This window comes from Pseudomonas putida (assembly GCA_041879295.1).
Taxonomy (GTDB): domain Bacteria; phylum Pseudomonadota; class Gammaproteobacteria; order Pseudomonadales; family Pseudomonadaceae; genus Aquipseudomonas; species Aquipseudomonas putida_Y.
Genome location: CP047152.1, coordinates 3,950,217 through 3,963,379 on the forward strand (window position 1 = coordinate 3,950,217; position 13,163 = coordinate 3,963,379).

Below are 13,163 nucleotides of genomic sequence, written 5' to 3' on the forward strand. Positions count from 1 at the left end.
AAAGCCCGCCATGTGCGGGCTTTTTGTTGTGTGCGAAAAATGCCTCCGTGCGCGGGTTCAGCCGCTGTGGGCACCTGCAACCACTGCAGACCGAGTCAAGCGCTCAGGCGGGAGGTGACTTCGCCCAACTGCCCTGACAAACCATGCAGGCGCTGCCCCGCCTGCTCCGTATGCTGCACCGCTTCCTGATTGGCTGTGGCAATGCGGGTAATTTCGATCAGGTTGCGCGAGATATCTTCGGCTACGCTGGTCTGCTCCTCTGCCGCCGTGGCGATCTGCCGGTTCATGTCGCGGATCGCCTCCACCGCCAGGGTAATGCGTTGCAGCATCTGCCCGGCCTGCTCGACCTGCTCAGCCCCTTCCTGGCTACGTTGCTGGCCGCTTTCGATGGCCTTGACCGCCTCCACAGCCCCCGACTGTACCGCTTCGATGATCTGGTGAATCTCTGCAATCGACGCTGCCGTGCGCTGGGCCAGGCTACGCACTTCATCAGCGACTACCGCAAAACCACGCCCGGCTTCGCCAGCACGGGCTGCTTCGATGGCTGCGTTAAGCGCCAGCAGGTTGGTCTGTTCAGCAATGCCACGGATCACTTCCAGCACTTTGCCTATACGTGTGCTGTCATGCTCCAGATCGCGAATTACCGACGCCGTGCCGGCAATTTCGCGGTTGACCAACCCGATGATGTCGATGGTCTGCTGCATCACCTGCTCGCCCGCCTGGGCGCTGTGGTCGGCGTCATCGGCCGCACGGGCAGCCTCGGCGGCGTGGCGAGCGACCTCTTGGGCAGTGGCGGACATTTCGTGCATGGCCGTGGCCACCTGGTCGGTACGCTGGAACTGGTCATGAGTACCGCGGGCCATGTCACCGGCAATATTGCGCAACTGGCCGCTGGCACCTTCCAGCTCCTGAGCGTTGTCCTGCAGCCGGCCGACGGTGTCGGCAAGGAAGTCACGCAGGGTGTTGGCTGCCCGCGCCAGGCGCCCCAACTCATCCTCCCGACGGCTTTCGACCCTGGCAGCAAAGCAGCCCTGGCTGAGCTGCGCGACGTACTCGATCAACTGACGGATCGGCTCGATCAGGCTACGGTTGACCAGCCACAGGCTGAGCAGCCCCACCAGCACCGCAGAAGCCAGCATCACCAGCAGGCCCAACCATACCGTGCGCTCGGCACTGGCATTGATGCTGTCTGCACGCTGACGGGCATCGGCGCGCAGCTGCTCGACCAGTTCGCTCATCTGCTCACTGGCGGCACGATCCACGCCTTTGACCGCCCGGTCTCCCGCTCCCGGATCGCCGCCTGCCGCAAGGAAGGCCTGGCGGCCTTGCGCATAGGCCTGGCCCAACTGGCGGTGGCTGTCGCGCAATTGCTGCAGCGACGCCTTGAGCGTGGCATCGCTATTGTCGATCAATTGCCCGAGCAGTTGTTGTACTTGCTGTTCGCGGGCCTGGAACTGCTGCCAGTACTTGTCCATCTCCGCTGGCTGGCGCCCGCGCAGTAGCACGTTTTTCCATTCCTGCACCTGTATCTTGAACTGCAGGTTGGCTTCGTCAATCAATTGCGAGGCCCGCAGCGGCCCGTCGACCAGCTCGGCGTAGCCACGCACGCTGGACGACAGGAACTGGAAACACACCAGGGCGATCAGCAGCATCGCCAGCACACTGCCGCCGAGCAGCGAAAGAATTTGCACTCTGAGGGATTTACGCAACATCGAGGGTCTCGGAACCAGAGGGAGTAGGCTGAGGCCGCTGTACAGCCTCATTACTGGCAGGCCAAAAAAAAGCTGCCATCACGCAATGGCAGCCAGGTCGAGCACTTACGCAACAGTTGAGGCAAATACTCTCAGGCAATTACTACAGAAATGTTACAAGGCCGCGACACGCTAACCGGTGGTGAACTGCAGCGCTGCCAGCCGTGCATACAGCGGGCTGTCCTCGATCAACTGACGGTGGGTGCCCACCGCCACCAGCCGACCCTGGTCGATGACCGCGATGCGCTCGGCGTGCTGCACTGTGGCCAGGCGATGGGCGATCACCAGCGTGGTACGGCCGGCCATCAACCTGGGCAGCGCTTGCTGGATCAAGTATTCGCTTTGTGCATCGAGGGCACTGGTGGCTTCGTCCAGCAACAGGATCGGCGCATCGACCAGCAAGGCCCGGGCGATCGCCAAGCGCTGACGCTGCCCGCCGGAAAGGCCTATGCCGCCCTCCCCCAGTTGTGTCTGGTAGCCTTGGGGCAATTGCCGTATGAATTCGTCGGCATGGGCGCCGCGGGCTGCTGCTTCGACTTCAGCCAAGGTCGCCTCGGGCCGGCCATACCGAATGTTGGCCTCCACCGTGCCACGGAACAACGAGGGGTTCTGCGCCACCAGGGCGAACTGCCGGCGCAGCTGGTCGGGATCAAGCTCGGTAACCGGCTGGCCATCAAGCAGGATGCGGCCTTGCTGAGGGTCGTAAAAGCGCAGCAACAAATCGAACAGGGTCGACTTGCCTGCCCCGGAAGGGCCTACCAGGGCGACGGTCTGCCCAGGCTCGATGGTCAGGCTCAGGCCGTCAACAGCCGCCACTGTGGGCCGTGAAGGATAAGCAAACACCACCTGCTGCAACTCGATACGCCCACTGGCCCGCTGCTGTGGCAGCACCTGCGCCACGGCAGGCGGCAGGATGGCACTTCGCGCGGCCAACAATTCGGCAATGCGCTCGGCAGCACCCGCGGCCCGCTGCAGTTCGCCGATCACCTCACTGAGGGTACCGAAGGCGCTGCCGACGATCAGGCTGTAGAACACGAATGCAGCCAGCTCGCCTGCGGATATGCGCCCGGCGATCACATCCATGCCGCCGACCCACAGCATCACCCCCACCGCCCCCAACACCAACACGATCACCAGGGTAATCAGCCAGGCACGCTGGGCAATCCGCTTGCGGGCAACCGTGAATGCTGCTTCGACCGTATCGGCGAACAGTTCGCGGTCGTGCGCCTGGTGGTTGTAGGCCTGCACGGTCTTGATCTGCCCCAGCGTCTCAGCCACGTAGCTGCCCACATCCGCGACCCTGTCCTGGCTCTGCCGCGACAGGCTACGCACCCGACGGCCGAACAACAGGATCGGTGCCAGCACCAGCGGCAACGTTACCACCACGATGCTGGTGAGCTTGGGGTTGGTAATGAACAGCAATGCCACACCACCAATGACCATCAGCGCGTTGCGCAGGAACATCGACAGCGATGAACCGATCACGGATTGCAGCAAGGTGGTGTCCGCTGTCAGCCGCGACTGGATCTCGGAGCTGCGGTTGTCTTCGAAAAAACCTGGGTGCAGGCCGATCAGGTGGTCGAAGACGGCACGACGGATATCGGCCACACAGCGCTCGCCAATCCACGACACCAGGTAAAAACGGCTGAAGGTACCCACCGCCAGCGCCAGCACCAGCAGCAGGAACAGCCCGATGGTCTGATTGAGCTGGTGCGCGGAGCGGGTCATGAAACCTTGATCCACCAGCAGGCGGATGCCTTGGCCCATCGACAGGGTGATGCCAGCTGTGACTACCAGCGCCAGCAATGCCAGCAGCACCTGCCGGCGATAAGGGCGAACGAACTGCCAAGCCAGGCGCAAGGCGCGGCGTTGGCGCGGGGAAACCGATTCGGGCATGGCGACGACCACAAAGGGTGGGGAAGCGGCAGCCTACCACTCATCCCGGTCGGGAGACTGCATGAAGGTTGCTATAACGCATCGATCTAAACAGCTTATGGAGCTTTCACAGGCTTTCTGCTGGACTGTTGCTGCCGTGACCCAGAAGCTGTCACAGGCCAGTCACGGCGCAGGGCTACCCTGAGCTTGAACCTGAAGAGGAGACAGTGCATGAGCTTGCAGCATGGCAGTGATAACCAGAAGCCCCAGACCTCTCCGCAACCGCAAGTATGCGGTTCGATCATCGACGCCAAGGGGCGCGAAGTGCCGATCACCGAGCAGATGATCCAGCAGGCCTGCAAGGCCCTGGAAGAAAGCCGTGTCGAGCGCGTACGCAAAGGTTGATCGGCGAATTCTTTGCAACCCGGCGCTTGCGCCGGGTTTTTATCTGCCCAGCCAGTGGGCTTGACCACCCCCACAGATAACCGTACATACCTGCAAGGTCACGACAAGGTTTGCTTAGACCAACACCCCACCCAGGGCACTGACCAACTGCGCCAACTGCGGCGCCTCCCCGTGCAAGCGCACGGCCAGCCCCTCGATCTCGCGCCTTGGCGGGTATTGCTTGCGCAACTGGTCGAACGCCGCTCGCTGTTGCTGCGGATCATCGCTCAGGCTACGGCGGAAATCGGCATCATCGCGGCGCGGGTCATACACGGCGCGACACAGGGTGGCCAAGGCCCAGGACAGGTCGGTGCTGGCATCCAGATCGATCTGCGCCAACGGTGGCCTTGGCAGCAGCTCGCCCAGTCGCACCTGCTCGTCCACACCCAGGAAGCGGCACAGCGCCTGGTAGATCTGCGCCGTACCACGCTGGCGACCATCGAGGCTATAGCCGGCAATGTGCGGCGTAGCCAGTGTGCACAGGTCGGCCAACTGCAGGTCGACCTGCGGCTCCCCTTCCCACACATCCAGCACTGCGTGCACGTCTTCTCGGTCCAGCAGCAGCTCGCGCAGGGCCACATTATCCACCACCGGGCCACGGCTGGCGTTTACCAGCCAGGCACCTGGGCGCAACTGTGCCAGCTGCGCCTGCCCCAGCAGGTGCCAGGTCGGGTACTCGCCGCCGCGTTGCAATGGGGTATGCAAGCTGATCACATCGCACTGCTGCAGGATGGTTTCGAGGCTGACGTAGTCGCCGCCCTCGGCGGCCTGACGCAACGGGTCGCACACCAGCACCTTCCAGCCCAGGCCGTGCAGCACCCGCACCAGACGGCCACCCACTTCACCCGCGCCCACAACGCCATACACGCGCTCAGGCAATGCCACGCCATCCAGCTCGGCCAGAGTCAGCAGGCTGCCCAGCACGTAATCGACCACGCCGCGGGCGTTACAGCCAGGCGCGCTGCTCCAGCGGATACCGGCCTCTGCAAAGTAGTCCAGGTCCAGATGATCAGTACCAATGGTGCAAGTGCCGACAAAGCGTACACGGCTGCCTTCGAGCAACTGACGGTCGACCTTGGTCACCGAGCGTACCAGCAGGATATCGGCGTCCTTGACGCTGGCAGCATCGAGGCTTCGGCCGGGGTAGCGGCGAATTTCACCGAACCCCTGGAAGAAGGCATCGAGCAGCGGGATGTTCTCGTCGGCAACTATCAGCATGGTGCTCTCCTGTCTGGGGAGAGCAGTGTAGGCGCAACGCCGGGCCTGTTCCAGAGCGATTCAGTCGGCTTTCTTGCGGATCCAGTACAGGAAAGTGCCGGCGTCCTCTTGCTGCTGCAGCAGCTCGTGGCCGAGGAAGTTGCAGAACTTGGGGATGTCGCGGCGGGTCGACGGGTCAGTGGCGATGACCTTGAGCAGGCCGCCGGCGGCCAGGTTGCGTACGTGCTGGTGCAGCATCATCACCGGTTCCGGGCAGTTCAGGCCGGTGGCATCGAGGATGGCGTCGGGGGTGAAATCGGTCATGGGGGGCTCCGAAAATGATCGCTATTGTCGCGCATAGCGCGGTGCGGTCCAAGGGGGCTTAGACGCATGCCTTCAGCATTGTGTGAATATTGAGATCGAGCGCCGCCCGCGCGGCGCATCGCGAGCTTCGCTCGCTCCTACGTTTGTTTCTGGCCAGTAACGCCTGTTACAGGCGCGCGCGACCGTTTTGTTTGTACGACGCAATATCGCGCCAAGCGCCAAAGCGTTCGCGCGCAAATGGCACAGAAATAATTGGCCCGAAACAAACGTAGGAGCGAGCGAAGCTCGCGATGCGCCGCGCGGGCGGCGCTCGATCTCAATGCAAACAGCAAATGCAAACCATCCACCTGAAACGCTCAGCGCGGTTTCAAATCGAGCCGCCTCAGGTGGCAAGTCACTTCCTCGCGGTCGTGGTACAGCTGCTTGCAGGCGATCGACACCTTGATCTTGCGTGCCTTGAATGTCGCCTCCATACGATCGAGCAAGCGCCGTACTTCGGCATAACGCTGCTTCATCGGCAACTTCAGGTTGACCACTGCCTCGCGGCACAGCCCTTCACCCAGCCAGGTTTCGATCAGCGAGGTGGTACGCGCCGGCTTCTCGACGATATCGCACACCATCCAGTCTACCGGCTGCTTCGGCTGCCAGGTAAACCCATCGGCCATCAAGTGCTGGACCAGGCCGGTGTCCATCAGGCTTTCGGCCATCGGCCCGTTGTCGATGGCTGTCACCAGCATGCCGCGGCGCACCAGCTGGTAGGTCCAGCCACCCGGCGAGGCTCCCAGGTCGACGCCGGTCATGTCATCACCCAGGCGCTGCTCCCACTGCTCACGCGGAATGAACTGGTGCCAGGCTTCTTCCAGCTTGAGTGTCGAACGGCTGGGCGCCTCGCGAGGGAACTTCAGGCGCGGGATGCCCATGGGCCACAAGGCGCTGTTGCTGGCCGATGCAACGCCGACAAATACCCGCCGGCCGCTGATGAAGGTCAGTAGCAAACGTGGGCGGCCAGGGTCATCGACCAGGCGGCCGGCCTTCTCCAGGGCCTTGCGCAACGGCACTTCGAACTTTCGGCAAAAGGTGGACAATTCCTTGCCTTCGTTGCTGTCCAGCACCTCCAGCCAAAGGCTGCCGAACACCGGGAAGTTGGCCAACTGTGCCAGCAGCACACTGATGCGGTCACTTTCCGGCAGTTCGACGTAACCGCCACGTGCCCACTGCCGCGGGAAAATCAGCTGGTTGAAACGCAGTTCCCCCATCAAGCGCTCGGCACCGCCCTCCTCGCTACAGACAAACTCGGCACTGGCACTTTGCGGCTTGCCTTTGGCATAGCCGGCAACACCCAGGCGGGCGGCATGTTCGCTGATCTCGGCGCAAACCTCGCCCTCGAAACCGGGCCGGCAATGCATGAACAGGGTATTCATCTCTCACTCCACTACGGCTGGCGCACCACAGGCGCCGGCAGGGCGGCGATGATAAAGGAAGTTCGGAACCTGCGACACGCCCCGCCGGTCCAGAAAAGGGTCAGGTAGCCTAAACCGGTCTAACCTGACCACTCAGCCAGGTCCGTACCGTGCGGACCGATACAGAGCGGTGCTGCCGGCAAACCGTGAATATTTGCCGGGCACCGGTGCAGAAGGAGTTGGCAATGCCCTCGCTCGATAGCCTGAACACCCTCAAGCCCCTCAAGGTCGGCGACCAGACCTACCACTACTTCAGCCTCACTGAGGCCGCCCGCCAGCTGGGTGACCTGCAGCGCCTACCCATGTCGCTGAAAGTGCTGCTGGAAAATCTGCTGCGCTGGGAGGACGGCACAACCGTCACTGGCGACGACTTGCGCGCCATTGCCCAATGGCTTGGCGAACGGCGCTCCGACCGCGAGATCCAGTACCGCCCGGCGCGGGTGCTGATGCAGGACTTCACCGGCGTACCTGCCGTGGTCGACCTGGCGGCCATGCGCGCCGCCATGGCCAAGGCTGGTGGCGACCCACAACGGATCAACCCGCTGTCACCGGTCGACCTGGTGATCGACCACTCGGTAATGGTCGACCGCTACGGCACGCCGCAAGCCTTTGCCGAAAACGTCGACATCGAAATGCAGCGCAATGGTGAGCGCTATGCCTTTCTGCGTTGGGGCCAGAGCGCGTTCGACAATTTCCGCGTAGTACCCCCGGGCACCGGCATTTGCCACCAGGTCAACCTGGAATACCTGGGCCGCACGGTGTGGACCCGTGAGGCTGATGGCCGCACCTATGCCTTCCCCGATACCTTGGTGGGCACAGACTCGCACACCACCATGATCAACGGCCTGGGCGTACTTGGCTGGGGTGTCGGCGGCATCGAAGCGGAAGCGGCCATGCTCGGCCAGCCGGTATCGATGCTGATCCCCGAGGTAATCGGCTTCAAGCTGACCGGCAAGCTGCGAGAGGGCATCACTGCCACTGACCTGGTGCTGACCGTGACGCAGATGCTGCGCAAGAAAGGCGTGGTGGGCAAGTTCGTTGAATTCTATGGCGACGGCCTGGCCGAGCTGCCCCTGGCCGACCGCGCGACCATTGCCAACATGGCACCGGAATACGGCGCCACCTGTGGCTTTTTCCCGGTCGACCAGGTCACCCTGGACTATCTGCGCCTTTCGGGCCGCCCCGAAGCGACCGTGCAGCTGGTGGAGCAGTACTGCAAGGCGCAGGGCATGTGGCGCCTGCCCGGCCATGAACCGTCATTCAGCGACACGCTGGCACTGGACATGGACGAGGTCGAAGCCAGCCTGGCCGGGCCCAAGCGGCCACAGGACCGCGTAGCACTGGGCCAGGTCAGCCAAGCCTTCGACCACTTCATCGAGCTGCAGCCCAAACCGCTGGCCAAAGAAGTTGGCCGCCTGGAAAGCGAGGGCGGCGGCGGTGTGGCGGTGGGCAACGCCGACCAGACCGGCGCGATCGACTACAGCCATCAGGGCCAGACCCACACCCTGCGCGATGGAGCCGTGGTGATTGCCGCGATCACCTCATGCACCAACACGTCCAACCCCAGCGTGATGATGGCTGCCGGGCTGGTGGCGAAAAAAGCACTGGAAAAAGGCCTGCAACGCAAACCCTGGGTCAAGAGCTCGCTGGCGCCGGGCTCCAAGGTGGTCACCGACTACTTCAAGGCAGCCGGGCTCACGTCTTACCTCGACCAGTTGGGTTTTGATCTGGTCGGTTATGGCTGCACCACCTGCATCGGCAACTCCGGCCCGCTGGACGAGGCGATCGAGAAAGCTATTGGCAGCGCCGACCTCACCGTGGCCTCGGTGCTGTCGGGCAACCGCAACTTCGAAGGCCGCGTGCACCCGTTGGTCAAGACCAACTGGCTGGCCTCGCCCCCGCTGGTGGTGGCCTACGCCCTGGCCGGCAGCGTGCGCCTGGACCTGACGCGCGACCCGCTAGGCTCAGGCAAGGACGGCCAACCGGTCTACCTGCGTGATATCTGGCCGAGTCAGCAGGAAATTGCCGAGGCTGTGGCCAAGGTCGATACGGCGATGTTCCACAAGGAATACGCCGAAGTGTTTGCCGGTGATGCGCAGTGGCAGGCCATCGAGGTGCCACAGGCCGCCACTTACGTGTGGAAGGCTGACTCCACCTACATTCAGCACCCACCGTTTTTCGACGGCATCGGCGGGCCGCCACCACAAATTGCCAATATTCACGGCGCACGGGTGCTGGCGCTGTTGGGCGACTCCGTGACCACTGACCACATTTCCCCCGCCGGCAACATCAAGACCGACAGCCCGGCCGGGCGCTACCTACGGGAACAGGGTGTGGAGCCACACGATTTCAACTCCTACGGTTCGCGGCGCGGCAACCATGAAGTGATGATGCGCGGCACCTTCGCCAACATCCGTATCCGCAACGAAATGCTGGCAGGAGAAGAAGGCGGTAACACCTTGCATGTGCCCACTGGCGAGAAGCTGTCGATCTACGACGCAGCCATGCGTTACCAGCAGGAAGGCACCCCGCTGGTGGTGATTGCCGGCCAGGAGTACGGCACCGGTTCGAGCCGCGACTGGGCAGCCAAGGGTACCAACCTGCTGGGGGTCAAGGCCGTGCTGGCGGAAAGCTTCGAGCGTATCCACCGCTCCAACCTGGTGGGCATGGGCGTGTTACCGCTGCAGTTCAAGGCGGGGCACAACCGCAAACAGTTGGGGCTGACCGGCAAGGAGCAGATCGATGTACTGGGGCTGGACGGTGCACATCTCCACCCCGGCATGAGCCTGCCCTTGCGCATTACCCGCGAAGATGGCCAGCAGGAACAGATTGAGGTGTTATGCCGGATTGATACCCTGAACGAGGTGGAGTACTTCAAGGCGGGGGGGATTCTGCATTATGTGTTGCGCCAGATGATCGCTGGCTGAGACGGATAGCCTGGCACAGGATTTGTGCCGTTTTCTAAACCGAGCGCCGCGCGGGCGGCGCTTGGTCACATGGGCGCCGGTGCCCCACAGCCGTATGCGTCCAAGTCCCTCGCGACAGGGCTGGCCCTTGGCCACCCATTCGGTCATCATCTGACTCACCCGTCATTGATGGCAATCAATGAACCAAATATCCATTCAATAAAACCAGCGGCTTGCCGATACCTGTCGAAAGCCCTGCGGACTATCACCCATGCGTAACAACCAGCCGATTACCCAGAGAGAACGGACTTTCCCTGCCCAGCAGCGGTTGATCTCCACTACCAACGCCAAGGGTGTGGTGACCTACTGCAACGATGCCTTTATCGAAATCAGTGGTTTCACCCGCGAGGAGCTGACTGGCGCACCGCACAACCTGGTGCGCCACCCCGACGTACCGCCTGCCGTGTTTGCCCATATGTGGCAAACCCTCAAGCAGGGCCAGCCGTGGATGGGTATCGTCAAGAACCGCTGCAAGTCCGGCGACCATTACTGGGTCAACGCCTATGTCACCCCCATCTTCGATAACAACCAGGTCGTTGGCTTCGAGTCGGTGCGAGTCAAGCCCACCGCCGAGCAGATCCGCCGCGCCGAGGCTCTGTACCAGCGCATCAACCAAGGCAAGCCGCCGGTACCGCGCCGCGACAAGTGGCTGCCGGTGCTGCAGGACTGGCTACCGTTCATCCTGATCAGCCAGGTGGGCTTCCTGATTGGCAACTGGCTGGGTCATTCCTGGGGCTTTGCCTTGGCCGCAGGGCTTTCGGTACCACTGGGCCTGCTTGGCCTGAGCTGGCAGCAACGCGGCCTCAAGCGCCTGCTGCGCCTGGCCGAGCAAACCACTTCCGACCCACTGATCGCGCAGATGTACACCGACAGCCGTGGCGTGCAGGCGCGCCTGGAAATGGCCATGCTCAGCCAGGACGCACGCATGAAAACCTGCCTGACACGCCTACAAGACAGTGCCGAGCACCTGAGCGACCAGGCACGGCAGTCCGATGCCTTGGCGCACAAGAGCTCTTCGGGGCTGGAGCGCCAGCGGGTGGAGACCGAACAAGTCGCCGCTGCGGTAAACCAGATGGCTGCCACCACCCAGGAAGTGGCCAACCATGTGCAGCGCACCGCCGATGCCACCCAGGAAGCCAACCGCCTGACCAGCCAGGGCCGGCAGATTGCCGGAGAAACCCGCGAGGCCATCGAACGTCTGTCGGCGGCAGTGGGCGAAACCGGCCAGACAGTTACGCAACTGGCCAAAGACAGCGACGAGATTGGTGGCGTGGTCGACGTGATCAAGGGCATTGCCGACCAGACCAACCTGCTGGCGCTGAACGCAGCCATTGAAGCGGCGCGCGCCGGTGAAATGGGCCGTGGTTTTGCCGTGGTAGCTGATGAAGTACGTCAGTTGGCCCAGCGCACCGCCGAATCCACCGGGCAGATCCACGGCCTGATCGCCAAGCTGCAACAAACCGCCAGCAACGCAGTGCTGACCATGGAAACCGGCCACCGCCAGGCACAGGAAGGCGTTGATCGGGTAATGCAGGCCGACGAGGCGCTGGTAGGCATCAGCGAAGCGGTAGCCAATATCACCGACATGGCTACCCAGATTGCTGCTGCAACCGAGGAGCAGACCGCAGTGGCTGACGAGATCAGCCGCAACATCAGCACCATTGCCGAACTGGCCGACCAGACCGCCGAACAGGCGCAGCACTCGGCACTGCTGAGCGAGGAATTGACCAGCACTGCGGGCAGCCAGTATTCGCTGGTGGAGCGTTTCAACCGCTGAAGCTCACGGCTTGCCGCGCCACCGCTGTGGGTGGGCACCGGCTTTGCCGGTGTTCGCGGGCAAGCCCGCTCAAGGACCGCGTAAGCCCGCTTGCTGTGTCACCAGTCCAACCGCAAGCGGCTCTCGAAGTAGCGCTCTTCCCCGCTCAGCGGGTCCTCGAAACGCAGGCTTTGCGCCAGCAGTTTCAGCGGCCGCTGGTAGTCATCCTCTTCATTGAGCAATTGCGGATAGAACGGGTCATTGCTGATCCCTGCACCCAAAGCCGCCATGTGAACACGCAATTGATGGGTCTTGCCGGTCACTGGCGACAGCCCATAGCGCCATTGCTCACCGTTCTTCTCCAGCACCTCGGCCAGCGTTTCACTGTTGGCATCACCCTCCACCTCATGCATGCGGAAAAATGGCTCGCCATGCACCAGGCGGCTTTTGTGCACCAGCGGGAACACATGCTGCGGCATGGCAGCGGCAATGGCCTGGTAACGCTTGTCGATACGCCGCTCGGGGAACAGCCGCTGGTAAGCGCTGCGGCTGTGCGGGTTGGCAGAAAACAGCACAAGCCCGGCGGTGTGCCGGTCAATACGGTGCAACGGCACCAGGTGCGGGTTGTCCAGGCGACGGATCAGGCGGCGCAACAAAGTCTGCTCGACATATTCACCGGTCGGCGTCACCGGCAGAAAATGCGGTTTATCGGCCACCACCAGGTGCTCGTCCACATGCAGCACCACCTCCTGCACCGGGATCGGCCGTTCGTTCGGCACCTCACGGAAGTAATGCAAACGCATGCCACGCTTGTAAGGCAGGTCGGCGGCAACTGCCTGCCCCTCGGCATCCAGCACCCGGCCACGGGCAAAGCGGTCAAGCCACTGGGCGCGGTCAATAGCCTTGAAGTGATCACACAAGCAATCGAGCACGGTCACCCAGTTACCAGGTGGCAAGCACACCGTACTGGCTTGCTGGCGGGCGGGGTCGAAAGGCGTGGTCATGGCTGGGCTCGGGACATTGATGGCCGCGCATTATCGCCCAAGCCCGTGCCCTCAACCAGCCCGGGCCATCGCCTCGCAGCGCTCCTTCAGCCAGCGCAGTACCTGTACCGGCTCCCAGCGGCCAGGGTCATAGAGGGCATAGAGCAACCCCTGATAGCCCACCACATCCAACCCACGGTGGTAACCGGCCCGCTGGAACAAGGCCTCGATCTCGGCGAAGCAGGTATTGAAGTGGACTTTGCCGAACGGCGTGCAGTCGCCGGTTACCAGGCCTTCGAGGCGCAGTTCCAGAACGGCGTCAGCCACCCGTTCCACGGGCATGCGGTTGACGCTGTACTTGAGTTGCTCGACATTGAGCATGGCTTCACCTCGATACTGTATTTATA

Annotated in this window: 9 protein-coding genes; 2 read left to right on the forward strand and 7 right to left on the reverse strand. The window is 62.8% G+C overall.

The features are described from left to right. Nucleotides 1–95 precede the first annotated feature (95 nt). From GST84_18190 to rlmM, 5 genes are all read right to left on the reverse strand, one after another. Nucleotides 96–1,712, reverse strand: a complete 1,617-nt coding sequence (locus GST84_18190) for a HAMP domain-containing protein (protein XGB14155.1) — start codon at nucleotides 1,710–1,712, stop codon at nucleotides 96–98. 171 nt (nucleotides 1,713–1,883) lie between these two features. Continuing rightward, nucleotides 1,884–3,647, reverse strand: coding sequence for an ATP-binding cassette domain-containing protein (locus tag GST84_18195; GenBank protein XGB14156.1), 1,764 nt, complete (start codon nucleotides 3,645–3,647; stop codon nucleotides 1,884–1,886). A 498-nt stretch (nucleotides 3,648–4,145) separates the two neighbouring features. Continuing rightward, the gene (pdxB, locus tag GST84_18200; GenBank protein XGB14157.1) at nucleotides 4,146–5,288 is read right to left on the reverse strand and encodes a 4-phosphoerythronate dehydrogenase PdxB; all 1,143 of its coding nucleotides are present in this window, start codon (nucleotides 5,286–5,288) and stop codon (nucleotides 4,146–4,148) included. Between the two features lie 60 nt (nucleotides 5,289–5,348). Beyond that, complete coding sequence (tusA, locus tag GST84_18205) at nucleotides 5,349–5,591, reverse strand: sulfurtransferase TusA (GenBank protein ID XGB14158.1); 243 nt, start codon at nucleotides 5,589–5,591, stop codon at nucleotides 5,349–5,351. 356 nt (nucleotides 5,592–5,947) lie between these two features. Continuing rightward, entirely contained in the window at nucleotides 5,948–7,012 is a 1,065-nt protein-coding gene (rlmM, locus tag GST84_18210) for a 23S rRNA (cytidine(2498)-2'-O)-methyltransferase RlmM (GenBank protein XGB14159.1), read from the reverse strand. A gap of 224 nt (nucleotides 7,013–7,236) precedes the next feature. On the opposite strand from rlmM, the gene acnA reads away from it, so the two are divergent. Both acnA and GST84_18220 read left to right on the forward strand, forming a co-directional pair. After that, nucleotides 7,237–9,978, forward strand: coding sequence for an aconitate hydratase AcnA (acnA, locus tag GST84_18215; GenBank protein ID XGB14160.1), 2,742 nt, complete (start codon nucleotides 7,237–7,239; stop codon nucleotides 9,976–9,978). Between the two features lie 250 nt (nucleotides 9,979–10,228). Beyond that, nucleotides 10,229–11,794, forward strand: a complete 1,566-nt coding sequence (locus GST84_18220) for a PAS domain-containing protein (protein XGB14161.1) — start codon at nucleotides 10,229–10,231, stop codon at nucleotides 11,792–11,794. Nucleotides 11,795–11,892: 98 nt separating this feature from the next. Here the strand turns inward: GST84_18220 and GST84_18225 are convergent, their stop codons facing one another. Both GST84_18225 and GST84_18230 read right to left on the reverse strand, forming a co-directional pair. Beyond that, on the reverse strand, nucleotides 11,893–12,777 hold the full coding sequence (locus tag GST84_18225) for a pseudouridine synthase (GenBank protein XGB14162.1): 885 nt from the start codon (nucleotides 12,775–12,777) through the stop codon (nucleotides 11,893–11,895). Between the two features lie 51 nt (nucleotides 12,778–12,828). Next, on the reverse strand, nucleotides 12,829–13,137 hold the full coding sequence (locus GST84_18230) for a transcriptional regulator (protein ID XGB14163.1): 309 nt from the start codon (nucleotides 13,135–13,137) through the stop codon (nucleotides 12,829–12,831). Between the last annotated feature and the right edge of the window lie 26 nt (nucleotides 13,138–13,163).

Bases quoted from the DNA above. Each gene is read 5' to 3' on its own strand.
- GST84_18225 (XGB14162.1), bottom strand. From the start codon at position 12,777: ATGACCACGCCTTTCGACCCCGCCCGCCAGCAAGCCAGTACGGTGTGC.
- pdxB (XGB14157.1), bottom strand. From the start codon at position 5,288: ATGCTGATAGTTGCCGACGAGAACATCCCGCTGCTCGATGCCTTCTTC.
- tusA (XGB14158.1), bottom strand. From the start codon at position 5,591: ATGACCGATTTCACCCCCGACGCCATCCTCGATGCCACCGGCCTGAAC.
- acnA (XGB14160.1), top strand. From the start codon at position 7,237: ATGCCCTCGCTCGATAGCCTGAACACCCTCAAGCCCCTCAAGGTCGGC.
- GST84_18195 (XGB14156.1), bottom strand. From the start codon at position 3,647: ATGCCCGAATCGGTTTCCCCGCGCCAACGCCGCGCCTTGCGCCTGGCT.
- rlmM (XGB14159.1), bottom strand. From the start codon at position 7,012: ATGAATACCCTGTTCATGCATTGCCGGCCCGGTTTCGAGGGCGAGGTT.
- GST84_18220 (XGB14161.1), top strand. From the start codon at position 10,229: ATGCGTAACAACCAGCCGATTACCCAGAGAGAACGGACTTTCCCTGCC.
- GST84_18230 (XGB14163.1), bottom strand. From the start codon at position 13,137: ATGCTCAATGTCGAGCAACTCAAGTACAGCGTCAACCGCATGCCCGTG.
- GST84_18190 (XGB14155.1), bottom strand. From the start codon at position 1,712: ATGTTGCGTAAATCCCTCAGAGTGCAAATTCTTTCGCTGCTCGGCGGC.